The organism is Kitasatospora sp. NPDC096147, from assembly GCF_044763225.1.
Classification (GTDB): Bacteria; Actinomycetota; Actinomycetes; order Streptomycetales; family Streptomycetaceae; genus Kitasatospora.
In genome coordinates this window covers 620,801-644,531 of the sequence record NZ_JBIWFX010000003.1, presented here as the reverse complement: position 1 = coordinate 644,531, position 23,731 = coordinate 620,801, and the positions used below count along the sequence as shown (strand labels likewise).

At 73.2% G+C, this 23,731-nt stretch carries 23 protein-coding genes; 19 read left to right on the top strand and 4 right to left on the bottom strand.

What is annotated here, in order from left to right:
• Window positions 1-18: 18 nt before the first annotated feature.
• Window positions 19-492, top strand: coding sequence for a DUF4440 domain-containing protein (locus ACIRBX_RS13605; RefSeq protein ID WP_402296271.1), 474 nt, complete (start codon window positions 19-21; stop codon window positions 490-492).
• Window positions 493-494: 2 nt separating this feature from the next.
• Complete coding sequence (locus ACIRBX_RS13600; protein ID WP_402296270.1) at window positions 495-992, top strand: hypothetical protein; 498 nt, start codon at window positions 495-497, stop codon at window positions 990-992.
• Window positions 993-1,009: 17 nt separating this feature from the next.
• Here ACIRBX_RS13600 and ACIRBX_RS13595 read toward each other — a convergent pair whose 3' ends face one another.
• A complete protein-coding gene (locus tag ACIRBX_RS13595; protein WP_402296268.1) occupies window positions 1,010-1,594 on the bottom strand; it encodes a hypothetical protein in 585 nt (194 codons plus the stop codon).
• Window positions 1,595-1,610: 16 nt separating this feature from the next.
• Window positions 1,611-2,525 carry a zinc metalloprotease HtpX gene (htpX, locus tag ACIRBX_RS13590; RefSeq protein ID WP_402296266.1) on the bottom strand — a complete coding sequence of 305 codons (915 nt, stop codon included), beginning with the start codon at window positions 2,523-2,525 and terminating at the stop codon, window positions 1,611-1,613.
• Between the two features lie 213 nt (window positions 2,526-2,738).
• Here htpX and hrcA point away from each other — a divergent pair, with 213 nt between their 5' ends.
• The 4 genes from hrcA to ACIRBX_RS13570 all read left to right on the top strand — a co-directional run bounded on the left by hrcA (window position 2,739) and on the right by ACIRBX_RS13570 (window position 9,290).
• Window positions 2,739-3,770, top strand: a complete 1,032-nt coding sequence (hrcA, locus tag ACIRBX_RS13585; protein ID WP_402296264.1) for a heat-inducible transcriptional repressor HrcA — start codon at window positions 2,739-2,741, stop codon at window positions 3,768-3,770.
• Window positions 3,771-3,851: 81 nt separating this feature from the next.
• Complete coding sequence (gene dnaJ, locus ACIRBX_RS13580; protein ID WP_402296262.1) at window positions 3,852-4,991, top strand: molecular chaperone DnaJ; 1,140 nt, start codon at window positions 3,852-3,854, stop codon at window positions 4,989-4,991.
• Window positions 4,992-5,019: 28 nt separating this feature from the next.
• Window positions 5,020-5,769 (top strand): 16S rRNA (uracil(1498)-N(3))-methyltransferase, encoded by a 750-nt coding sequence (locus ACIRBX_RS13575; RefSeq protein WP_402296260.1) that lies wholly within the window; start codon window positions 5,020-5,022, stop codon window positions 5,767-5,769.
• A gap of 176 nt (window positions 5,770-5,945) precedes the next feature.
• Complete coding sequence (locus tag ACIRBX_RS13570) at window positions 5,946-9,290, top strand: PDZ domain-containing protein (protein WP_402296258.1); 3,345 nt, start codon at window positions 5,946-5,948, stop codon at window positions 9,288-9,290.
• On the opposite strand, the gene ACIRBX_RS13565 is transcribed toward ACIRBX_RS13570, so the two are convergent.
• Window positions 9,287-9,868 carry a hypothetical protein gene (locus tag ACIRBX_RS13565; protein ID WP_402296256.1) on the bottom strand — a complete coding sequence of 194 codons (582 nt, stop codon included), beginning with the start codon at window positions 9,866-9,868 and terminating at the stop codon, window positions 9,287-9,289. The genes ACIRBX_RS13570 and ACIRBX_RS13565 overlap by 4 nt on opposite strands.
• Before the next feature lie 121 nt (window positions 9,869-9,989).
• Between ACIRBX_RS13565 and ACIRBX_RS13560 the strand changes: the two genes are divergently transcribed.
• From ACIRBX_RS13560 to era, 10 genes are all read left to right on the top strand, one after another.
• Entirely contained in the window at window positions 9,990-10,343 is a 354-nt protein-coding gene (locus tag ACIRBX_RS13560) for a histidine triad nucleotide-binding protein (RefSeq protein WP_402296254.1), read from the top strand.
• A gap of 4 nt (window positions 10,344-10,347) precedes the next feature.
• Complete coding sequence (locus tag ACIRBX_RS13555; RefSeq protein WP_402296252.1) at window positions 10,348-11,265, top strand: ribonuclease Z; 918 nt, start codon at window positions 10,348-10,350, stop codon at window positions 11,263-11,265.
• Between the two features lie 178 nt (window positions 11,266-11,443).
• Window positions 11,444-12,556, top strand: a complete 1,113-nt coding sequence (locus tag ACIRBX_RS13550; protein WP_402296251.1) for a PhoH family protein — start codon at window positions 11,444-11,446, stop codon at window positions 12,554-12,556.
• A 14-nt stretch (window positions 12,557-12,570) separates the two neighbouring features.
• The gene (gene ybeY / locus ACIRBX_RS13545) at window positions 12,571-13,065 is read left to right on the top strand and encodes an rRNA maturation RNase YbeY (RefSeq protein WP_396292795.1); all 495 of its coding nucleotides are present in this window, start codon (window positions 12,571-12,573) and stop codon (window positions 13,063-13,065) included.
• Between the two features lie 13 nt (window positions 13,066-13,078).
• On the top strand, window positions 13,079-14,410 hold the full coding sequence (locus ACIRBX_RS13540) for a hemolysin family protein (protein ID WP_402296249.1): 1,332 nt from the start codon (window positions 13,079-13,081) through the stop codon (window positions 14,408-14,410).
• Window positions 14,411-14,455: 45 nt separating this feature from the next.
• Complete coding sequence (locus ACIRBX_RS13535; protein ID WP_402296247.1) at window positions 14,456-14,971, top strand: DUF4383 domain-containing protein; 516 nt, start codon at window positions 14,456-14,458, stop codon at window positions 14,969-14,971.
• Window positions 14,972-15,108: 137 nt separating this feature from the next.
• Complete coding sequence (locus tag ACIRBX_RS13530) at window positions 15,109-16,098, top strand: aldo/keto reductase (RefSeq protein WP_402296246.1); 990 nt, start codon at window positions 15,109-15,111, stop codon at window positions 16,096-16,098.
• A 35-nt stretch (window positions 16,099-16,133) separates the two neighbouring features.
• Complete coding sequence (locus tag ACIRBX_RS13525; protein WP_402296245.1) at window positions 16,134-16,490, top strand: cytidine deaminase; 357 nt, start codon at window positions 16,134-16,136, stop codon at window positions 16,488-16,490.
• Between the two features lie 94 nt (window positions 16,491-16,584).
• Entirely contained in the window at window positions 16,585-16,737 is a 153-nt protein-coding gene (locus tag ACIRBX_RS13520) for a hypothetical protein (protein ID WP_402296243.1), read from the top strand.
• Window positions 16,738-16,764: 27 nt separating this feature from the next.
• Window positions 16,765-17,703 (top strand): GTPase Era, encoded by a 939-nt coding sequence (gene era / locus ACIRBX_RS13515; protein ID WP_402296241.1) that lies wholly within the window; start codon window positions 16,765-16,767, stop codon window positions 17,701-17,703.
• A 221-nt stretch (window positions 17,704-17,924) separates the two neighbouring features.
• Here era and ACIRBX_RS13510 read toward each other — a convergent pair whose 3' ends face one another.
• Window positions 17,925-18,929 carry a LacI family DNA-binding transcriptional regulator gene (locus tag ACIRBX_RS13510; protein WP_402296239.1) on the bottom strand — a complete coding sequence of 335 codons (1,005 nt, stop codon included), beginning with the start codon at window positions 18,927-18,929 and terminating at the stop codon, window positions 17,925-17,927.
• A 133-nt stretch (window positions 18,930-19,062) separates the two neighbouring features.
• Between ACIRBX_RS13510 and ACIRBX_RS13505 the strand changes: the two genes are divergently transcribed.
• From ACIRBX_RS13505 to ACIRBX_RS13495, 3 genes are all read left to right on the top strand, one after another.
• Complete coding sequence (locus tag ACIRBX_RS13505; RefSeq protein WP_402296238.1) at window positions 19,063-20,292, top strand: MFS transporter; 1,230 nt, start codon at window positions 19,063-19,065, stop codon at window positions 20,290-20,292.
• Between the two features lie 38 nt (window positions 20,293-20,330).
• Entirely contained in the window at window positions 20,331-21,044 is a 714-nt protein-coding gene (locus ACIRBX_RS13500; protein WP_402296237.1) for an alpha/beta fold hydrolase, read from the top strand.
• 112 nt (window positions 21,045-21,156) lie between these two features.
• A complete protein-coding gene (locus tag ACIRBX_RS13495; RefSeq protein ID WP_402296236.1) occupies window positions 21,157-23,613 on the top strand; it encodes a beta-glucosidase in 2,457 nt (818 codons plus the stop codon).
• Window positions 23,614-23,731: the final 118 nt, after the last annotated feature.

The window sequence follows — 23,731 nt, the reverse complement described above, 5'->3', positions numbered from 1 at the left end:
CACTGTTACTGTCCGGCCATGTCCAACGAAGCGGCCACCGGAGCCGTCACCGAAGCCGTCACCGAAGCTGCGAACGAGGCCGCCGACGAGGCCGCCAAGCGGGAGATCGACGCCCTCACCGCCGAGTTCTTCGGCGCCTTCGACAACCGGGACGGCAAGCCGGCCGACGTGGCCCGGATCCGGCGCCTGATGGTCCCGGGCGGGGTGATCGTGGTGACCGGCCCGCGGTACACCGTCCACTCCGTCGAGGAGTTCATCGCCCCCCGCGAGGAACTGCTCTCCAACGGCCGCCTGACCGACTTCCACGAGTGGGAGACCAGCGAGCGCACCGACATCGCCGGCGACATCGCCTGCCGCTTCGGCGAGTACGCCAAGGACGGCACCCTCGACGGCGCCCCGTACGGGGGCCGGGGCACCAAGACCATCCAGTTCGTCCGCACCCCGGCGGACGGCTGGAAGATCACCGCCTTCTCCTGGTACGACCGGCCCTGACGGTGACCCACATCGAGGACCTCGCGCCGTACGGCTGCTTCGAGAAGACCGTTCTGTACCTCCCGGACCGCTACATCAGCTTCCGTCACGACCCCGCACGGACCCTCGCGGTGGGCTGGTTGGGCGACGACTGCCCGCACTCGGGTCCGGTGGACGGGGGACTGCTGGACGCGGTCCGGGAGTTGATGCGGCACCAGAGCATCGCGCTCACCCGGGGCTTCCACACCTGTGAGATCTGCGGTCCGGTCGCCTGGGCCGACATGCAGGAGGGTGAGGCCAAGGTGCTGGCGGGCGAGTTCGGGAACGGGGAGCTGCGGGTGCCGGGGGAGGGCGGGGTGGTGTACGCGGCGCCGGTGATGCTCTGGCACTACCTCAGCGCCCACGGCTACCGCCCGCCGTCCGCCTTCACCGCCGCCGCCAAGGAGTTCGTGTCCTCCGGCCGGCACCGTGACATGGCCCTGCTGGCGCCCCCGGACGCGGTGGTGCAGCTCCACGGCTGACGCCCCGTCACCACCCGTCACAGCCCCGGCGCGCCCCAGACCGGGAACCAGCGGTTGAGCTCCGGCTCCACCCGGAGGTCGTCGCCGAGCACTGCCTTGACCTGGAGCTCCAGGGCGTTGTCCCGGCGTTCGACGCCCCCCGGGAGCGGGGCGAAGGGGTAGAAGGTGCCGCGCTTGTAGAGGTAGACCAGGCCGAGCGGGCGGCCGGCCGGGTCGCGGAAGGAGACGAGGGAGCAGAGCAGTTGGGGGCCGAAGCCGTTCGCCTCCAGCTCGCTGTTGACCGCGTGCAGGTCGTTGACCAGCTCGGGGAGCTCCTCGGGGGCGTGCCGGGCGAGCAGCCAGGAGTAGCCGTAGGAGTCCCGGGAGGCTTCGACCGGGGTGCCGCCCCGGCCGGTGTCGGCGTCCAGCAGGGCGGTGACCTGGGCGGTCAGTTCGGTGAAGGCGCCGCCCTCGACGGCGGCGAAGCAGACCGAGCCGAGCCCGGTCGGCCGGAAGCCGGTGCCGGCCTCCAGGGTGAGGGCGGCGGAGGGCACCGCGAAGAGCTGGTCCAGGTCGGGGCGGACGGGCTTGCTGCGGCCGAAGAGCGCGTCGAGGAATCCCATGGTGCGTGCAGCCCCTTCAGCGGCCGAGATCGGCGGAGATCCGGCCGAGCTGGGCGAGTCGCTGCTCCAGCGACGGGTGGGTGGACATCAGTCGGCTCGCCGTCTCCCGGGCGCTCAGCGCGGGCGCGAAGTAGAAGGCGTTGTACGGCTGGGCCCGGCGCAGGTCCTCGGTCGGGATGGCGGAGATCTGGCCGGTCACCTTGGTCAGCGCGGAGGCCAGGGCGCTGGGCCGGCCGGTGAGTTGGGCGGCGGCCCGGTCGGCGGCCAGCTCGCGGTAGCGGGAGAGCAGCCGGGTGAGCAGGAAGCTGGCCGCGTAGACCACCATGCTGACCAGCGGGATCAGGATCATCGCGATCGCCGCGTTGTTGTCCCGGCTGCCCCGCCCGTTCAGGAAGCCGCCGTAGAGCGCGATCCGGGTGATCACCCCGGCCAGCACGCCGAGGAAGCCGGCGATGGTCATCACCGCCACGTCCCGGTGCGCCACGTGCGAGAGTTCGTGGGCCAGCACGCCCTCCAGCTCCTCCGGCTCCAGCCGCCGCAGCAGACCGGTGGTGACGCAGACCACCGCGTTCTGCGGGTTGCGTCCGGTGGCGAAGGCGTTCGGCATGTCGGTGTCGGTGACCGCCACCCGAGGCTTGGGCATGTCGGCCAGGGCGCAGAGCCGGTCGACGGTGCCGTGCAGCTGCGGGTACTCCTCGGGGGTGACCTCGCGGGCGCCCATCGCGCGCTGGGTGATCCGGTCGCTGAACCAGAACTGTGCCACGAACAGCCCGCCGGAGATCAGCACCACCAGGGGCCAGGCCCCGCGCAGCAGCACGATCAGCACCCCGGTGAAGCCCACGTAGAGCAGACCGATGACGAACATGGTGATGACCATCCGGCCCGTCAGGCCCCGGTCCGGGGCGAAGCGGGTGTGCCGACTCGATGACATGTCTGCTCCTTCTGTCCCGGTATGTTCGCTTTCGATGCTGCCACCCCGGGGCCGCCCCCGGAGCTCGCCCCAACTGGCGGAGCAATGAGGATCACCTGAGCGCCCCGTTCCTGCCGTCACCCATGGGCCTTACACTGGCTGGTACTGCCCTGGCACTCTGACGGTCTGAGTGCCAGCGGGTCCGGCCGGAGGGACGAGGGGAAGGTGGGTGCCATGTACGGCGAGCGTCCGTTGGACGACCGCAAACTCGCGGTGCTGCGCGCCATCGTCCAGGACTACGTCGGGACCGAGGAGCCGGTCGGCTCCAAGGCCCTGGTGGAGCGTCACAACCTCGGCGTCTCCCCGGCCACCGTGCGCAACGACATGGCGGCCCTGGAGGAGGACGGCTACATCCACCAGCCGCACACCAGCGCCGGCCGGATCCCCACCGACAAGGGGTACCGGCTGTTCGTCGACCGGCTGGCCGAGGTCAAGCCGATGAGCTCACCGGAGCGCCGGGCCATCCGGCACTTCCTGGACGGCGCGGTGGACCTGGACGACACGGTGGCCCGTACGGTCCGGCTGCTGGCGCAGCTGACCCGGCAGGTCGCGGTGGTCCAGTACCCCTCGCTGAGCCGCTCGACGGTCCGTCACGTCGAGCTCGTGGCGCTCGCCCCGGCCAAGGTGATGCTGGTCCTGATCACCAACACCGGCCGGGTCGAGCAGCGGATGGTGGACTGTCCGGGCGCGGTCGGCGAGACGGTCCTGGCGGACCTGCGCTCCCGGCTGAACGCCCAGGCGGTCGGCAAGCCGCTGCCCGAGGTCCCCGGCCTGCTGGAGGACCTCCCGTCCACCTTCGAACCGGCCGACCGGCCGGCTGTCTCCACCGTCCTGGCCACTTTGTTCGAGACCCTCGCGGAGCAGAACGAGGAGCGGATCATGCTGGCCGGCACGGCCAACCTGACCCGCTTCGGCCACGACTTCCCGCTCACCATCCAGCCGGTGCTGGAGGCCCTGGAGGAGCAGGTTGTCCTGCTCCGTCTCCTGGGTGAGACGGCGGACGCCGGGATGACGGTCCGGATCGGCCACGAGAACGCCTACGAGGGCCTCAATTCCACCTCGGTGGTCTCGGTCGGTTACGGTTCGGGCGATCAGAGTGTCGCGAAGCTGGGCGTGATCGGACCGACCCGGATGGACTACCCGGGCACAATGGGGGCGGTGCGAGCGGTGGCGCGGTACGTGGGCCAGATCCTGGCCGAGTCGTAGACGAGTCGTAGGACAGCTCGAAGAACAGCACTGTTCAGGACAAGTCGCAGCACTTCCAGAGGCGAAAAAGCGGAGCATTTGGTGGCCACGGACTACTACGCGGTACTCGGCGTCCGACGGGATGCGGGGCAGGACGAGATCAAGAAGGCGTTCCGGCGCCTCGCCCGTGAACTGCACCCGGACGTCAACCCGGACCCGAAGACCCAGGAGCGGTTCAAGGAGATCAACGCCGCTTACGAGGTGCTCTCCGATCCGGCGAAGCGTCAGGTCTACGACCTCGGCGGCGACCCGCTCTCGCCGAACGGCGGCGGGGCCGGCGGCTTCGGAGCCGGCGCGGCGGGCTTCGGCTTCTCCGACATCATGGACGCGTTCTTCGGCGCGGCCTCCGGTCAGCGCGGCCCGCGCTCGCGCACCCGGCGCGGCCAGGACGCGATGATCCGGCTGGAGATCACCCTGGAGGAGGCCGCCTTCGGCACCACCAAGGAACTCCAGGTCGACACCGCCGTCACCTGCACCACCTGCAACGGCGAGGGCGCGGCCCCCGGCACCTCGGCGCAGACCTGTGACATGTGCCGCGGCAAGGGCGAGGTGTCCCAGGTCACCCGGTCCTTCCTGGGCCAGGTCATGACCTCCCGCCCCTGCCCGCAGTGCCAGGGCTTCGGCACCGTGGTGCCGACCCCGTGCCCGGAGTGCGCCGGCGACGGCCGGGTCCGGGCCCGCCGCACCCTGACGGTCAAGATCCCGGCCGGTGTGGACAACGGCACCCGGATCCAGCTGGCCGGCGAGGGCGAGGTCGGCCCCGGCGGCGGCCCCGCCGGTGACCTCTACGTCGAGATCGCCGAGACCGCCCACCCGACCTTCCAGCGGCGCGGCGACGACCTGCACTGCACCGTCACCATCCCGATGACGGCCGCCGCGCTCGGTACCCAGGTGCCGCTGCAGACGCTGGACGGCCTGGAGGAGGTCGACATCCGGCCCGGCACCCAGTCCGGCCAGTCGATCCCGCTGCACGGACGGGGCGTCACCCACCTGCGCGGCGGTGGCCGGGGCGACTTGATAGTGCATGTCGAGGTGCAGACCCCGACCAAGCTCGACCCGGAGCAGGAGGACCTGCTCCGGCGGCTCGCCGTGCTGCGCGGCGAGGAGCGGCCGTCGGGCCAGTTCGCACCGGGGCAGCAGGGCCTGTTCTCCCGCCTCAAGGACGCGTTCAACGGTCGCTGAGCAGCGACCTGACGAGGAGTAGCACCACATGACCGCCCCCGTGTTCGTCGTGGAGTCCGCACTGCTCGCCGGGGCCGCCCCCGGCTCGGTGGTCCGGCTGGACGGGCCCGAGGGGCGGCACGCGGCTGCGGTCAAGCGGCTGGAGCCGGGCGAGGCCGTCACCCTGGCGGACGGCCTCGGCCTCGGGGTGGAGGGCGCCGTCCGGGCCGTGCACGGCAAGGACGCGCTCGACGTCGAGGTGCTGGCGGTCCGTCAGGAGGCGGAGCCGGCCCCCCGGATCGTGGTGGTCCAGGCGCTGCCCAAGGGCGACCGGGGCGAGCTCGCGGTCGAGACCATGACCGAGGTCGGGGTGGACGTGGTGATCCCCTGGGCCGCCTCCCGCTGCATCACCCAGTGGAAGGGCGACCGGGGCGCCAAGGCGCTCGCCAAGTGGCGCTCCACCGCCCGGGAGGCGGGCAAGCAGTCCCGCCGGCTGCGCTTCCCCGAGGTCCGTGACCTCATGACCACCCGTCAGCTGGCCCCGCTGCTCGCCGCCGCCGCCTTCGCCGCCGTGCTGCACGAGGAGGGCTCCGAACCGCTGGCCACCGCCGCCCTCCCGGCCACCGGTGACCTGGTGCTGGTGGTCGGCCCCGAGGGCGGCGTCTCCCCGGAGGAGCTGGCCGCCTTCGCCGAGGCCGGGGCCAAGCCGCACCGCCTCGGCCCCTCGGTGCTGCGCACCTCCACCGCCGGAGTGGCGGCCGGCGCCCTCCTGCTCGGGCGCACCGGCCGCTGGACCTGAGCCCGTCCGTTCCGCGCACCGGCCGCCGGACCTGAGTCCGTCCGTGCCGTGCACCGGTTGCTGGACGTGAGCCCGTCCGTTCCGCGCACCGGCCGCCGGCCCCGACCGGGCCTCCCTCACCCCCGAGGGTTCGCTGTCGAAGAAACGCATGGTCCCCGGCCCGCCCCCTGCATAGGGTGGCCGCCGTGACGACCTCTGCCGGCGCCTACCTGCGCCACCCCCACCTGCACGGCGACCTGGTCACCTTCGTCGCCGAGGACGACGTCTGGCTGGCCCCGATCGAGGGCGGCCGGGCCTGGCCGCTGACGGCCGATCAGGTGCCGGTCAGCCATCCACGGTTCTCGCCGGACGGCCGGTACGTCGCCTGGACCTCCACCCGGGACGGCGCGGCCGAGGTCCACCTGGCCCCGGCCGACGGCGGTCCGTCCCGGCGGCTGACGTACTGGGGCGCCGGCCGGACCAGGCTGCGTGGCTGGACCGCCGACGGCCGTCCGGTCGCGGTGACCTCCGCCGGGCAGGAGACGATCCGCCGCACCTGGGCCTTCGCGGTCCCGCTGGACGGCGGCGAGCCGGAGCGGCTGCCGTACGGGCCGATCGGCGGGCTGGCCGAGGAGCCGGGCGGTTCCCGGACGCTGCTGCTGGCCCCGCTCGGCACCGAGCCGTCCCACTGGAAGCGCTACCGGGGCGGCACCGCCGGGAAGCTCTGGATCGGCGAGCGCGGCGGCGAGTTCACCCGGGTGCACACCGAGCTGGACGGCCGGGGGAACATCGACTCGCCGCTCTGGGTCGGCGACCGGATCGCCTTCCTCTCCGACCACGAGGGCAGCGGGCAGCTCTGGTCCAGCCTCCCGGACGGCTCCGACCTGCGCCGGCACACCGCCGACCGGGACGGCTTCTACGCCCGCAACGCCACCACCGACGGCACCCGGGTGGTCTGGCACAGCGCGGGTGACCTGTGGATCCTGGACGACCTGACCGGCGCCGAGCCGCGCCTGCTGGACGTCCGCCCGGCCGGCCCCCGGGCCGGCCGCCGCCCCCGCCCGGTGCACGCCGCCGGGCAGTTGGAGACCGTCGCGCCGGACCGCACCGGACGGGCCAGCGCCGTGGTGGTGCGCGGTGCGGTGCACTGGCTGACCCACCAGGAGGGCCCGGCCCGGGTGCTGGACGAGACCCCGGGCGTCCGGAACCGGCTGGCCCGGGTGGTGCCCGGCGCGGTCGCCCCCGAGGGCGCGGACGGTGCGGACGGCGCCAAGGGCCCGCAAGGCGCGGTCTGGATCACCGACGCCCAGGGCGACGACGCCCTGGTGCACGCCCCCGACGTGCTGGGCGCCGAGCGCCGGGTGCTGGCCGCCGGGCAGCTGGGCCGGGTGCTGGCGCTGGCGGTCGCCCCGGACGGCGGCAGCCTGGCGCTGGCCGTGCACGACGGCCGGGTGCTCCACCTGGTGCTGGCCGACGGCACCCTGCACGAGCTGGCCCGCAGCGGCCAGGGCGAGGTCACCGGTCTGGTCTTTTCGCCGGACTCCCGTCACCTGGCCTGGTCGCAGCCGGCCCTCGGTGCCGAGGCCCTGCGGCAGATCGTGCTGGCCGATCTGACGGACCGTTCGGTGGTCGAGGTCACCCCGCAGCGCTTCGTCGACTACGCGCCCGCCTTCACCGCCGACGGGAAGCACCTGGCCTTCCTCTCGGTCCGCAACTTCGACCCGGTCTACGACGCGCACGTCTTCGACCTGTCCTTCCCGACCGGTGCCCGCCCGTACCTGGTGACGCTGGCCGCCGACACCCCGTCCCCCTTCGGCCCGCAGCGGGCCGGCCGCTCGCTCACCGGCGAGGACGACGAGTCGCCGAAGAAGGACGGGCCGAAGAAGGACGGGCCGGCGAAGGAGACCACGGAGGGGAGCCCGGAGGACGGCGCCGCCGGCGCGGCGGAGGAGGCTGCCGGGGACGAGGCGGAGAAGGCTCCGCGCACCACCGTCGACCTGGCCGGGATCGCCGACCGGATCATCCCGTTCCCGGTCGAGGGCGGCCAGTTCGGCGCCCTGCGCGCGGTCAAGGACGGCGTGCTCTGGACCCGCTACCCGCTGCTCGGCATGCTCGGCGACAACGCCGCCTCGCTCGAGGACGACGAGGCCCGCCCGGTGCTGGAGCGCTTCGACTTCAAGAAGCGCCGGGCCGAGGAGCTGGTCTCCGAGCTGGACGGCTTCGCGCTCAGCGGGGACGCCGGCCGGGTGGTGGTCTTCGACCAGGGCACCGTCCGGGTGGTGCCGGCCGACCACAAGGCGGGCGAGGACGACGACCTGACGGTGGATCTGGACCGGCTCCGGATCACCGTGGACCCGGCGGCCGAGTGGCGGCAGATGTTCGACGAGAACGGCCGCCTGATGCGGGACAACTTCTGGCGGGCCGATCTCGGCGGCACCGACTGGGCCGGGGTGCTGGACCGCTACCGCCCGCTGGTGGACCGGCTCGGCAGCCACGACGACCTGGTGGACCTGCTCTACGAGACCGTCGCCGAGCTCGGCACCTCGCACGCCTACGTGATCCCGCCCGGCCGGGGCACCGAGGCGGCCCGCCGTCAGGGCCTGCTCGGCGCCGACCTGGTGAAGGACGGTCAGGACTGGAAGGTGGCCCGGGTGCTCCCCGGCGAGTCCTCCGACCCGCGCGCCCGCTCCCCGCTGAACGCCCCGGGGGCGGCCGTCCGGGCCGGCGACGCACTGCTCGCGGTGAACGGCCGACCGGTCGATCCGGTGACCGGCCCGGCCCCGCTGCTGGCCGGCACGGCGGGCCAGCCGGTGGAGCTCACCGTCCGGGCGCCCGACGGCACCGAGCGCCACCCGGTGGTGGTGCCGCTGGCCGACGAGGAGGCGCTGCGCTACCACGACTGGGTAGCCGGCCGGCGGGCCGCCGTCCGCGCGCTCTCCGACGGGCGGCTCGGCTACCTGCACGTCCCGGACATGCAGGTCGGCGGCTGGGCCCAGATCCACCGCGACCTGCGGGTCGAGATGGCCAAGGAGGGCGTGATCGTGGACCTCCGGGAGAACCGGGGCGGCCACACCTCCCAGCTGATCATCGAGAAGCTCAACCGCCGGGTGGTCGGCTGGGACTTCGCCCGCGACCTGGCCGTCCCCTCCCCGTACCCGCAGGACGCCCCGCGCGGCCCGGTGGTGGCGCTGGCCGACGAGTTCTCCGGCTCGGACGGCGACATCGTCAACGCGGCGATCCAGGCGCTCGGCATCGGCCCGGTGGTCGGCACCCGCACCTGGGGCGGCGTGATCGGCATCGACAGCCGCTACTCCCTGGTGGACGGCACCGCCGTCACCCAGCCCAAGTACGCCTTCTGGCTGGAGGGTTACGGCTGGGGCGTGGAGAACCACGGCGTCGACCCGGACGTCGAGGTGCCGATCGCCCCGCACGACTGGGCGGCCGGCCGGGACCCGCAGCTGGCCGAGGGCGTCCGCCTGGCGCTCGCCGCGCTGGCCGAACGCCCGGCGGCGAAGGCCCCGGAGCTGCCCGAACTGCCCTAGTGCCGCTGGTCCCCGGTCCGGCGGGCGCGCCGGACCAGGAACAGCACCAGGCCGACGACCAGCAGCAGCGGCAGCAGGAGCAGCAGCACCAGCGCCCCGCCGAGGCCGCCGAAGGAGGACTTCTTCTTCTTGGCCTTGGCGGGCTGCTTGCTGACCACCAGCGGCGTCGGAGCGGCGTTCGGCGTCTTGGAGAGCCCGACCGAGGGGCTCGGGGTGGCATCAGGGGACGAGGTCGTGCCGGAGCCGGTGGTCGGGCGGGGGAGCGTGTTCGTCCCGGTGGTGGTGCCGCCCACGCCGGTGCTGCCGGTGCTCCCGCTGCCGCCGTCGGTCGAACCGCCGGTGCCGGCCGTCGGTTTGGAGACCCCGCCACTGGTGGAGGAGCCGCCCGTGGAAGAGCTGCCCGTGGAGGAGCTGCCCGTGGTGGTCTTGCTCTTCGAGCCGCCGCTGCTGCTACCGCCGCTGCTGCTCTTCGAACCGCTGCTGCCACCGGTCCTGGCCTCGGCGGGCACGGCGGCGGCTCCGGCCAGCAGCACCCCGATCAGGGCGGCGGCACTCAAAGGACCTGGTAGGCGGCGCATCTGACGCTCCGTGGCGGAGGGGCGGTGGACGGCCGGGAAACCTACCACAGGCCCCCACCGGGCGGGCAGCCCTCGGCTAGGCTGCGACCCGTATCCCACAGCGATCAGCGAGGAGACCGAGATGGCCGGCGAGCCGCAGTCCGACTGCCTGTTCTGCAAGATCGTGGCAGGGGAGATCCCGGCCACCGTGGTCCGCAAGACCGAGCGCACGCTCGCCTTCCGGGACATCAACCCGCAGGCGCCCACCCACGTGCTGGTGATCCCGCACGCGCACTACCCGAACGCGGCCGCGCTCGCCGAGGCCGAGCCGGAGGTGGCCGGCGAGCTGCTGGCCGAGGCCGGCCGGGTGGCCGCCGACGAGGGCCTCTCCGACTACCGCCTGATCTTCAACACCGGGGCCGGCGCGGGCCAGACCGTCTTCCACGCGCACGTGCACGTGCTCGGCGGCCGGCAGCTGCACGAGGGCCTGGTCTGATCCGGTGTCCCAGCGCGAGCTCGTCGTCCTCGGCACCGCCAGCCAGGTGCCGACCCGGCACCGCAACCACAACGGCTACCTGCTCCGCTGGGACGGCGAGGGCCTGCTGTTCGACCCCGGCGAGGGGACGCAGCGTCAGATGCTGCACGCCGGGGTCTCGGCCACCCAGCTGACCAGGCTCTGCGTCACGCACTTCCACGGCGACCACTCGCTCGGCCTGGCCGGGGTGATCCAGCGGATCAACCTCGACCGGGTGCCGCACCCGGTGGACGCCTACTACCCGGCCGGCGGCCAGGTCTTCTTCGACCGGCTCCGGCACGCCACCGCCTTCCACGAGACCGCCGAGCTGCGCCCGCACCCGATCGAGGAGCCCGGCCCGCTGGACGCCCCGGGTGCCGCCTTCGCGCTGAGCGCCGTCCGGCTCTCGCACCCGGTGGAATCCTTCGGCTACCGGCTGGTCGAGCCGGACTCGACCCGGCTGATCCCGGCCCGGCTCCGGGAACTCGGCATCGCCGGCCCGGAGGTCGGCCGCCTCCAGCGGGACGGCGCGGTGCAGGTCGGCGGCCGGGTGGTCACCCTGGCCGAGGTGAGCGAGCCCCGCCCCGGCCAGAAGTTCGCCTTCGTGATGGACACCCGGCTCTGCCCCGGCGTCGGCGAACTCGCGGACGGCGCCGACCTGTTGGTGATCGAGGCGACCTTCCTGGAGTCCGAGGCCCATCTCGCCGAGGAGCACGGCCACCTGACCGCCGCTCAGGCCGCCCGGGTGGCGGCCGAGGCGGGGGTGCGCACCCTGGTGCTGACCCACTTCTCCCAGCGCTACCCGGACCTGGGCGGTCATCTGGCCGAGGCCGCGAAGCACTTCGACGGCGAGCTGGTGGTTGCCCAGGACCTGGCCCGGGTAGCCGTACCGGCGCGCCGCTGAGCCGGCGGCGGAGCACCGGCGCACACCGAAAACCACTCGCATCCGCACGCTTCCTCCCGGACCATCGGAAGCCGCGTCACCGCAGTGGCCTGGTGCGCGGCGTACCCTGGTGACCCCGGAGAACCGAGCGGCACCCCTAGACGACGGATGGGATGAGGCAGGCCCGAGCGGCCGACCCATGACTGAGACACCGCAGACCCGCACCAATGGACAGTCGCGTCCCGTCGGGGACGCCGCCGCCACCGCCCGCTTCACCATCCCCGAGAAGCACCCGATGGTCACCCTGCTCGGGGCGACCGACTCGCTGCTCCGGGTGATCGAGCAGGGCTTCCCGGACGCCGACATCCACGTGCGCGGCAACGAGGTGACCGCGACCGGCTCCCGTGCCGAGGTCGCCCTGGTCCAGCAGCTGTTCAACGAGATGATGCTGGTGCTGCGCACCGGCCAGCCGCTGACCGAGGACGCCGTGGAGCGGTCGATCACCATGCTCCGCAGCGCCGCCGACGACCCGGACCACCCGGCTCCGTCCGAGGTCTTCACCGCGAACATCCTGTCCAACCGGGGCCGGACCATCCGCCCCAAGACGCTCAACCAGCAGCGCTACGTCGACGCGATCGACAAGCACACCATCGTCTTCGGCCTCGGCCCGGCCGGTACCGGCAAGACCTACCTGGCGATGGCCAAGGCCGTGCAGGCCCTCCAGGCCAAGGAGGTCAACCGGATCATCCTGACCCGGCCGGCCGTCGAGGCGGGGGAGCGGCTGGGCTTCCTGCCCGGCACGCTCTACGAGAAGATCGACCCGTACCTGCGCCCGCTCTACGACGCGCTGCACGACATGATGGACCCGGACTCCATCCCCCGGCTGATGGCTGCGGGCACCATCGAGGTCGCCCCGCTCGCCTACATGCGCGGTCGGACCCTGAACGACGCCTTCATCATCCTGGACGAGGCGCAGAACACCTCGCCCGAGCAGATGAAGATGTTCCTCACCCGCCTGGGCTTCAACTCCCGGGTCGTGGTGACGGGTGACACCAGCCAGATCGACCTCCCCGGCGGCACCCGCTCCGGCCTCAAGGTGGTCCAGGAGATCCTGGTCGACGTCCCGGACATCCACTTCTCGGTGCTCACCAGCACCGACGTGGTCCGGCACAAGCTGGTCGGCCGGATCGTCGACGCCTACGAGCGCTGGGACGCCCAGCAGGAGGCCGCCGAGGCGACCGCCGCACCCCGCAAGCCCGTCCAGCGGAAGGGCGCCCGTGCCCCCCGCCAGTCCCATCGCACCGAAAGCTGAGTAACCAGCCCGTCATGTCGATCGACATCGCCAACGAGTCCGACTGGGAGGTCGACGAGGAGTCCATCCTCGACGTCGCCCGCTACGCCCTCGACCAGATGCGGATCCACCCGCAGGCGGAGCTCTCCGTCATCCTGGTCGACAGCGCCCAGATGGAAGAACTCCACATCCAGTGGATGGACCTGCCCGGTCCGACCGACGTGATGTCGTTCCCGATGGACGAGCTGCGCCCCGGCAAGGAGGGCGAGGACCTCCCGCAGGGGCTGCTCGGCGACATCGTGCTCTGCCCCGAGGTGGCCAAGCAGCAGGGCCTGGACGCCCCGACCAAGCACTCGATGGACGACGAGCTGCAGTTGCTCACCGTCCACGGGGTGCTCCACGTGCTCGGCTACGACCACGAGGAGCCGGAGGAGAAGGAGGTCATGTTCGGCCTCCAGAAGCGCATCCTGGACGACTGGCGGGAGGGGCGCGGCCTGTCCGCGATCTCCCCCGCCCCGACCACCCACTGAGGCCCGGCCCCCTGTGAGTGGTGACAGTACGAGCCTCCTGATCGGGGCTCTCCTGCTGGTGGTGCTCGGCTGGCTGGCGGCCTGTGCCGAGGCCGGCATCTCCCGGGTCTCCCGGTTCCGCGCCGAGGAGGCCGTCCGGACCGGGCGGCGCGGGGCGGACCGGCTGCTGACGCTGGCCTCCGACCCGATCCGCTACCTCAACCTGGCGACCCTGATCCGGGTCTCCAGCGAGATGGCCGCCGCCGTCCTGGTCACCGTGGTCTGCGTGCGCAGCGTCCACCCGACCTGGCAGGCGGTGCTGCTGGCGTTCGCCGTGATGGTGCTGGTGTCCTTCGTCGCGGTCGGCGTCTCGCCCCGCACGATCGGGCGCCAGCACCCGCTGACCACCTCGACCGCGGCCTCCTTCGTGCTGCTGCCGCTGGCCGGGGTGCTCGGGCCGATCCCCAAGCTGCTGATCCTGCTGGGCAACGCGCTCACCCCGGGCAAGGGGTACAAGGAGGGGCCGTTCGCCTCCGAGGCCGAGCTGCGGGCCCTGGTGGACCTGGCGGAGAAGGACGACCTGATCGAGGACGAGGAGCGCCGGATGGTGCACTCGGTCTTCGAGCTGGGCGACACCATCGTCCGCGAGGTGATGGTGCCGCGCACCGACCTGGTGATGATCGAGCGTCACAAGACGGTCCGTCAGGCGCTCACCCTGGCGCTGCGCTCCGGCTTCTCGCGCATCCCGGTGGTGGGCGAGAACGAGGACGACGTGGTCGGCATCGTCTACCTCAAGGACCTGGTCCGGCGGACCCACATCAACCGGGACTCGGAGTCCGAGCAGGTCTCCTCGGTGATGCGCCCGGCGGTCTTCGTGCCGGACTCCAAGCCGGCCGTGGACCTGCTGCGCGAGATGCAGCAGATGCGCTCGCACGTGGCGATCGTGATCGACGAGTACGGCGGCACCGCCGGGCTGGTGACGATCGAGGACATCCTGGAGGAGATCGTCGGCGAGATCACCGACGAGTACGACCGGGAGCTGCCGCCGGTCGAGGACCTCGGCGACGGCTCGTACCGGATCACCGCCCGGCTGCTGGTGGAGGACTTCGGCGAGCTGTTCGGCCTCCAGTTGGAGGACGAGGACGTCGAGACGGTCGGCGGTCTGCTGGCCAAGCACCTCGGCCGGGTGCCGATCCCGGGCTCCTCGGTCGACCTCCCGGTGCCGGAGGACTCCGGCTCGGAGCTGACCGCGATCCGGCTCACCGCCGAGAGCGCGGCCGGCCGGCGGAACCGGATCGGCACCGTGCTGGTCGCCCCGCTGCGGGAGAAGGACGAGCCCGTCGAGGGGGAGGACCCCGAGGAGTAGCGTGGACAGCGGGGACCCCGCCGCGCTCCGTACGGGAGGCACGCCGTGTTGAAGCTCAAGGACGACCTGCCGGTCGACCACCGGCTGGCGCAGGTCTACCGATTCGGAGCCGGGCTCGGCGGGGTCTTCCTGCTGTTCTTCGGCATCCTCGGACTGCTGGACCGCCCGGGCTTCCTGGACACCCAGGGGGACCGGGTGGCCGGCATGAGCAGCAACGGGCTGCTCGGGCTGCTCTCGGTGGTGGTCGGGCTGCTGCTGATCGCCGGTGCCGCGATCGGCGGGAACCTCGCCTCCTGGATCAACATGACGGTCGGCGCGGTCTTCGTCGTCGCCGGGTTCGTCGGGCTGATGATCCTGGACTCGGACGCGAACTTCCTGGCCTTCGGGATGAGCAACGTGATCTTCAGCTTCGTCTTCGGCCTGGTGCTGGCCACCTTCGGCATGTACGGCCGGGTCAGCCGGCACCTGCCGCACGACAACCCGTACTGGCGCGAGCGGCACGCCCGCTACACCGAGGCCCTGCGCGGCCCGGCCGGGCCGCCGGTGGTGCTCCGGCACTGACGGCCGCACGCGTGCGCCGGCGGCCGTGCCCAGGGTGCGAGACGGGGCGGCCGGTTCCGGGAATTCACCTGACGGGCCGTCAGGTCCGGCGGTAGGAAGGGATCTTCAGGCACGCTTCGACGCGCGAGGAGACCCCGATGACCGCCCGCACCCTGGGTACGCTCAGCACCGCCCCGATCGGCTTCGGGGCGATGGTGCTCTCGCCCGGCATGTACGGGGAGACCGACGACGACCGGGGCGAGCGGGCACTGCTGGCCGCCCTGGACGCCGGTGTCACCATGATCGACACCGCCGACGGCTACGGTGCCGAGGGGCACAACGAGCGGCTGATCGGCCGGGCGCTGGCCGGCCGGCGGGACGAGGTGGTGCTGGCCACCAAGTTCGGCCTCCGGATCCCGGAGGGCGCCGAGGCGCACCGCTTCCCGGTCGGCTACGCCTTCGGCGAGCTGGCGGTGAACGCCGAGCCGAAGTACGTCCGGGGCTACGCCGAGCGGTCGCTGCGCGGTCTCGGCACCGACGTGCTCGACCTCTACTACCCGCACTTCCCGGACCCGCAGGTGCCGCTGGCCGACACCGTCGGCGCGGTGGCCGAGCTGGTGGCGGCCGGGCTGGTGCGCCACCTCGGGCTGTCCAACGTGACCGCCGCCCAGCTGCGCGTGGCGCACGCGGTGCACCCGGTGGCCGCCGTCCAGGTGCAGTGGTCGATGTGGCAGCCGGCCGATCCGGAGCTGCTGGCGGCCGCCCGCGAGCTGGGGGTCGGGCTGGTGGCCTGGAGCCCGCTCGGCGGCGGCTTCCTGACCGGCACCGTGCAGCAGTTGGCCGAGGGCGACTTCCGGCAGAACCTGGAGCGCTTCGACGAGGCGAACCTGCGGGCCAACAACGACCGCTACGCCCCGGTCCGGGCGATCGCCGCCGAGCTGGGGCTGAGCCCCGGCCGGCTGGCGCTGGCCTGGCTGCTGCACCAGGACGACCACGTGGTGCCGATCCCCGGCAGCCGCACCCCGGCGCACATCGCGGACAACGTCGCCGCCGCCGAGGTCCGGCTCTCGGCGGCTGACCTGGCCCGGGTGGACGCGGCGCTGGCCGCCTTCGCGCCCGCCGGGAAGGGCGACCTGCTGGACGTCTGAGCAGCGGCCGGGGCCGGTCTCCTATGCTCGGCGGCATGACCGATCAGACTGAGCAGACCGCCGCGCTGGACCCCGAGGACAAGAAGATCATCACGCTGGCCCGCTCGGCCCGCGCCCGCAACGGCGTGGCCGAGGGGGCCGCCGTCCGTGACGAGACCGGGCGGACGTATGTGGCGTGCACCGTGGCCCTGCCCTCGCTGAAGCTGACGGCGCTTCAGACCGCCGTGGCGATGGCGGTGGCCAGCGGGGCCAAGGGACTGGAGGCCGCCGCCGTGGTGACCGAGGCCGAGGCCCCGGCCGAGGGTGACCTGGCGGCCGTGCGCGACCTCGGCGGGCCGTCCGCCCCGGTGCTGCTGGCCGGCCCGGACGGCACCTTCCGGCAGGCGTTCTGACGGAGGCTCCGGCGGCGGGGCGGGGGCGGTGCCACCCGTCCCGCCTGTCGGAACCGCGCCCGGCAACCGGGGTCGGATCGATAATCTGACCGGCATGGGTGGGTGTGCGTTCATCGCGGGGGTACTGCTGACACTGATGGGCCTGGGGCGGTGGCACGAGACCGGTTCGCCCTACTGGCTGATCGGCTCCCTGGTGCTGTTCCTCTTCCTGTTGATCGGCGCGGCGACGGGCAAGAAGGCCCGCTGACCGACTCCGCTCCGACGATCAGGGAGAATGGTGCCCATGAGTGCTCCTTCTTCCCCGTACCGCTCCGGGTTCGCGTGCTTCGTCGGCCGTCCCAACGCGGGTAAGTCGACCCTGACCAACGCCCTGGTCGGGACGAAGGTCGCGATCACCTCCGACCGTCCGCAGACCACCCGGCACACCGTGCGCGGCATCGTGCACCGCCCCGACGCCCAGCTGGTGCTGGTCGACACCCCCGGTCTGCACAAGCCCCGCACCCTGCTCGGCGAGCGGCTGAACGACCTGGTCCGGTCCACCTGGGCCGAGGTGGACGTGATCGGGTTCTGCCTGCCCGCCGACCAGAAGCTCGGCCCCGGCGACAAGTTCATCGCCAAGGAACTGGCCGAGGTCAAGAAGACCCCCAAGGTGGCCATCGTCACCAAGACCGACCTGGTCGACTCCAAGAAGCTGGCCGAGCAGCTGATCGCCGTGCAGCAGCTCGGTGCCGAGCTGGGCATCGAGTGGGCCGAGATCATCCCGGTCTCCGCCGTCGGCGACCAGCAGGTCGAGCTGGTCGGCGAGCTGATCACCAAGCTGCTCCCCGAGGGCCAGCCGCTCTACCCGGACGGCGACCTCACCGACGAGCCCGAGCTGATCATGGTCGCCGAGCTGATCCGGGAGGCCGCGCTGGAGGGCGTCCGGGACGAGCTGCCGCACTCGCTGGCGGTGGTGGTCGAGGAGATGATCCCCCGTGAGGACCGCCCGGCCGACCGCCCGCTGCTCGACATCCACGCCAACGTCTACATCGAGCGGCAGTCCCAGAAGGCCATCGTGATCGGTGCCAAGGGCTCCCGCCTGAAGCACGTCGGCACCACCGCGCGCAAGCAGATCGAGGCGCTGCTCGGCACCCCGGTCTACCTCGACCTGCACGTCAAGGTGGCCAAGGACTGGCAGCGCGACCCGAAGCAGCTGCGCAAGCTCGGCTTCTGACCCACCGGCAGCCACCGACGGCCCGTCCCCCGCCCGGGGGACGGGCCGTCGCCGTGTCAGGGGGCAGGGGGCAGGGGCAGGGGCCGGGCGGGGGGTACAGCTGCCTGTCCGGGGTGACCGCTCCGGCCCCGCGACCTCGCCGTCCGCTCCGCCGCCGATCCGGTGCTGCTCCTGCGCCACCCGTGCCGCAGGAGCGACCGGCCGGCCTCGGCCGCCGCCGGTCAGGCGGAGTCGCGGGCGATCAGACGGGCCGTCAGCAGGTTGTCCCCGGCCGGTGTGGTGGTGGGGTCGCCGATCAGCAGGTCGATCAGATCGGCCAGCGCCCGGCCCTCGGGGAGGGTGAGGCGGACGGTGCTGAGGCGGGGGCGGAGCAGGCGGCCGAGCAGCAGGTCGTCCGCGCCGACCAGGGCGGTGTGCTCCGGCACCCGGACGCCCAGGTCCTGGAGCGAGCGGAGCAGCAGCATGGCGTACTCGTCGTTGTAGCCGAAGATCCCGTCCAGGCCGAGCTCGCGGCAGCGCCGGGCGGTGGCCGCTCCGGACTCCTCGGTGTAGTCCAGCGGCAGCGGGGTCACCGCCTCGTCCGGCAGGCCGGCGGAGGCGGCGGTGGCCCGGACCCCGGCCAGCCGGGGGCCGCTGAACTGGTCGAGGCCGCTGTCCGTCGGTACCACCACGCCGAGCCGGCGGCGGCCGGCCGCCAGCAGGTGGGCACCGGCGGCGGCGCCCACCTCGCGCTGGTCCATGATCAGGGCGTGTGCCCCGGGGACGGGTGCGGTGCCCAGGGTGAGCACCGCCCGGGTGCCGGAGCGGTGCAGCAGCGCGACCCCGGCGGCGTCCAGCACCGGCTCCAGGCAGAGCACTGCCGCAGGTCTCAACTCGGCCCAGGCGCGGGCGGGTTGCTCGTCCTCGCCGGTCGGGCCGTAGAGCACGCTGGTGTGGCCGCGCTCGCGCAGGGCGCTCTGCAGCTCGCGGTAGAAGCCGCTGAACAGCGGGCCGATCGGGGCCGAGGAGCCGCCGATCAGCACGATGCCGGTGCGGCCGGCCCGCAGGGAGCGGGCGGCGGCGTGCGGCACGTAGCCGAGCTCGGCGGCGGCGGCCCGGACCCGCTGCCGGGTGGCCTCGCCGACCCGGCCGCCGGCGGTGTCGTTGAGCACGAAGGAGACGGTGGCGCGGGAGACCCCGGCGAGGCGGGCGACGTCGGCGCTGGTCGGTGGCTGGGGGCTGCTCATAACGGTTGGAATCTTTTCACGTCCGGGGGCTGGCCGACGGCGGGAGCGCCAGGTTACATGGCTGCTTACACGAGTAAGCGTTACACGTGTAACCTGACGAACGACTTCCCCCACGAGAGTCATGGAGGGCACCGTGGCCCTTTCCCCCACCCCCACCCCCGCCGACGTCCCCACCCGCACCACCCGCGGCCTGCTGCCGCTGCTGTTCGCCGGCAACACCGCGATGTACGCGCTCTACCTCGGCGTCGGCTCCGTGCTGCTGCCGATCCAGATCGAGCGGATCGACCCGGCCGAGAAGGTGGCCAACCTCGGCCTGGTGGCCGGGGTCGCGGCCGTCTTCGCCACCTTCTTCAACCCCTTCGCCGGGGCGCTCTCCGACCGCTCCGGCCGCCGCAACCCGTGGATCCTCGGCGGCGGACTGGCCGCGGTGGCCGCGATGGCGCTGCTCGGCAGCGTCGACACCGTGCTGCTGGTGGCCATCGCCTGGTGCCTCGGCCAGGCGGTGATGAACTTCTACCAGGCCGCGCTCACCTCGGTGGTGCCCGACCGGGTGCCGGTGGCGAGACGCGGCGCCGCCTCGGCGGCGGTCGGACTCGGACTGCCGGTCGGCTCGACGATCGGCGTGGTGACGGCCTCGGCCTTCGCCGACCACTACCGGACCGGCTACCTGACGCTCGGTCTGGTCGTGGCGGTGGCGGCCCTGGTGTTCACCGCCGGCGCGAAGGAGCAGCGGATGGCGCCCAAGCCGGCGACCCCGCTGCGCGAGCAGGTGGCCGCCTTCCTCGGTGTGCTGCGCGAGCACGACTTCCGCTGGGCCTTCATCGGCCGCTGGCTGCTGGTGCTCGGCTACTTCGCCGTGGTGGGCTACCAGTTGTACGTGCTCCAGGACCACATCACGCTGCCCGCCGGACTGGAGCCGGCCGAGGCGGTGGCGATCCTGACCCCGGTCTCGGCCGTCACCATGGCGCTCTCCACCGTGCTGGGTGGAGTGCTCTCGGACCGGCTGGACCGGCGCAAGCTGTTCGTCGGCCTCTCGGCCGGGCTCTCCGGGGTCTCGCTGCTGATCCCGGTGGTCAGCCCGACCTGGGGCGGCATGCTGGTGTTCTCCGCCGTCAACGGCCTGGCCTTCGGCTGCTTCATGGCGGTGGACACCGCGCTGGTGACCATGGTGCTGCCGCGGGCCGAGGACGCGGCCCGGGACATGGGCGTGCTGAACATCGCCAACGCCGGGCCGCAGATCCTGGCCCCGTTCGTCGCCTCGGCCGTGGTCGGAATCGGCGGCTACACCCCCCTGTTCGTGTTCGGCGCGGTGCTCGCCCTGGCCGGAGCGCTCGCCGTCCGGCCCATCAAGGGCGTCCGCTGAGAGCCGACATGTCGACACATCAGAAAGGCAACCAAGCGATGAAGCTGCACACCCGGGAATGGGGCACCGGCGACCGGATCGCCCTGCTGGTGCACGGGATCATGTCCGACCACCGCACCTGGCGCCGGTTCGGCCCGGCGCTGGCCGAGCGCGGCTACCGGGTGATCGCGGTGGACCTGCGCGGCCACGGTGAGAGCCCGCGCGGCGAGGGGGCGACCCCGGCCGAGAAGTACGGGCCGCAGGCGTACGCCGACGACCTGGTGGAGACCCTGCCGGCCGGGGCCGAACTGGCCGTCGGCCACTCGCTCGGCGGGCTGTCGCTGCGCTGGGCGGTGGAGCGGCTGAGGCCGCAGCGGGCGGTCTTCTCCGATCCGGCCTGGCTGTTCGACCAGCCCGCGATCGACCCGGAGCTGTTCGTGGGCTTCGCCGACGGGATCTCGGCCGAGCAGGTCGCCGCGATGAACCCGCGCTGGGCGGACGAGGACGTGGCGACCGAGCTGGCCACCGTGGCGCTCTGGGACCGGGACACCGCCCGCTCGCTGACCGCGCACACCGGCCACGCCGGGCTGCCGGAGGCGCCGGTGGTGCCCTCGCTGGTCCAACTGGCCGATCCCAGCTTCCTGGTGAGCCCGGAGCAGGCCGAGCTGCTGCGCGGCCGGGGCTTCGAGGTGCGCACCGTGGCCGGGGCCGGTCACACCATCCACCGGGACGACTTCGAGGGCTTCCTGAGCTCGCTGGAGGGGTGGATCTGAGATGACCCACCAGCCGCATCAGCCATACCCGGCACACGAGGTGCACGAGGTACGCAACACGCACAACACGCGCGAGACGCGCGAGACGGACACGGCGAACGAGGAGCGCACGATGACCGACCAGGCCCGCGAGGCCGCCGTGGAGGCGGCGCTCGGCAAGCTGGACCTGACCGCCAAGGTCGCCCTGCTGGCCGGGGCGGACATGTGGTCCCTGCCGGCCAACGAGGCGATCGGCCTCGGCCGGCTGGTGATGTCGGACGGCCCGGCCGGGGTCCGGGGCGAGCACTGGACCGCCGACGACCCGTCGGTGGCGATCCCCTCGCCGACCGCGCTGGCCGCCGGCTGGGACCCCGAACTGGCGCGCAGGGCAGGCCGGTTGCTGGCCCAGGAGGCCCGCCGCAAGGGCGTCCACGTGGTGCTGGCGCCCACCGTCAACCTGCACCGCAGCCCGCGCGGCGGCCGGCACTTCGAGTGCTGGTCCGAAGACCCGTTGCTGACCGGTGAGTTGGCCGCCGCGCTGGTGTCCGGGGTGCAGGACGGCGGGGTGGCCACCACCCCCAAGCACTGGGTCGGCAACGACTCGGAGACCGACCGGTACACGGTGGACGTCCGGCTCGACGAGCGCACCCTGCGTGAGCTCTACCTGGCGCCGTTCGAGACCATCGTGGCCAAGGCGCACCCGTGGGGCCTGATGGCCGCCTACAACGCGGTGAACGGCACCACCATGACGGAGCACCAGGAGCTCAACCTGGCGGTGCTGCGCGAGGAGTGGGGCTTCGACGGGGTGCTGGTCTCGGACTGGACGGGGGCCCGCAGCACCGTCGGCTGCGCGCTCGGCGGGCTGGACGTGGTGATGCCCGGTCCGGTCACGGTCTACGGCGAGCACCTGGTCGGCGCGGTCCGGGAGGGGCTGGTGCCGGAGTCGACGGTGGACGGACTCGCCCGCCGGGTCCTGCGGTTGGCGGCCCGGGTGGGCCTGCTGGACGGTGCTCCGCCGGCGGTGGCCCCGGAACGGTTGCCGGCCGAGCTGGACGGCGAGGCGCTGGCCCGCGAGCTGGCCGTCCGCTCCTTCGTGCTGCTGCGCAACGAGGACGAGGTGCTGCCGCTGGCTCCGCGGGCCCGGATCGCGCTGATCGGGGCGGCTGCCGCCGAGCCCCGGATCGGTGGCGGGGGCAGCGCCCAGGTCTTCCCGACCTCGGTGGTCAGCCCGCTGGCCGGCCTGCGGGCCGCGCTCGGCGAGCAGGCGGTCGGCTTCGAGCTGGGCGCCGACCCGCGCACCTTCGTGCCACCGGTGGCCTTCCCCGGGACGGCCGAGATGCTGGGCGCCGACGGTGAGCAGCTCGGCACGGCGGCCACCGCCGACGGCACGGTGCGGTGGCTCGGCGCGCTGCCCGGCGGGGTGGGCTTCGAGGCGCTGCGCCAGGTGGCGCTGAGCACCACGGTGGAGCCGGCCCGGACGGGCGAGCACGTGGTGGCGGTGCGCGGGGTCGGGCGGTACCGGCTGGAGTGCGACGGCCGGGTGCTCTTCGACGACGTGCTGCTGCCGGAGGGCGAGGACCCGGCGGCGGCGTTCCTGAATCCGCCGGAGCGGCGCTTCCCGGTGGAGCTGGCCGGCCCGGCGGTGCTGCAGCTGGTGCACACCCTGCCGGAGGCCGGTGGCTTCGCCGGCTTCGGGCTGGTCTCCTTCGCCCTCGGGCACGCCGAACCGGTGGGCACCGAGGACGAGTTGATCGAGCAGGCGGTCGAGGCGGCCCGGGCCGCCGAGGTGGCGGTGGTGGTGGTCGGCACCACCGAGGAGGTGGAGAGCGAGGGCGTCGACCGGGGGAGCCTGCGGCTGCCGGGCCGTCAGGACGAGCTGGTGGCCCGAGTGGCGGAGGCCAACCCGCGCACCGTGGTGGTGGTGAACGCGGGCTCGCCGGTGCTGCTGCCCTGGCGCGAGCGGGTGGCCGGGCTGCTGCTGACGTGGTTCCCCGGCCAGCAGGCCGGGGCCGCGCTGGCCGAGGTGCTGACCGGGGCGGCCGAGCCGGGCGGGCGGCTGCCCACCACCTGGCCGGCCGAGGAGGCGGACGTGCCGGTCTGGGCGGTGGAGCCGCAGGACGGCCGACTCCCGTACGAGGAGGGCCTGTTCATCGGCTACCGGGCTTGGCAGCGCCGGGCCGGGGCCGAGCCGGCCTACTGGTTCGGCGCCGGTCAGGGATACACCAGCTGGGAGTACCAGGGCGTGGAGGCCCGGCTGAGCGCCGAGCCGGGCGTGCTGGCCGAGGTCGCCGTCCGGGTGCGGAACACCGGTGCACGGACCGGGCGCGAGGTGGTCCAGGTCTACCTGGCCACCGACGGGGTGGACCGCAGCCGGCCGGCCCGCCAGCTCGCCGGGTTCGCGGTGGTGGAGGCCGGCCCGGGGGAGTCCGTGCTCGCCCGGATCACGGTGGCCGAGCGCGCGGTGCAGACTTGGCAATCCCATGGGTGGGTGCGGCAGTCCGGTACGTACACGGTGGAGGTCGGCCGGAGTGCGGCCGACCGTGCCCTGACGATGGCCCTGGAGGTGAACGCGACCGCCCTGGGCAGCTAACTGTTCGTCAGATTCGAAGCTGTGGTGTGTGATCCGTGTGGGTTCTGCGCACCGTTCGTTCAGGAGTCCCGTGTCCGGCGTTCATCCGAGCGCATCTGGGCGGTACTTCTGAGCCGAG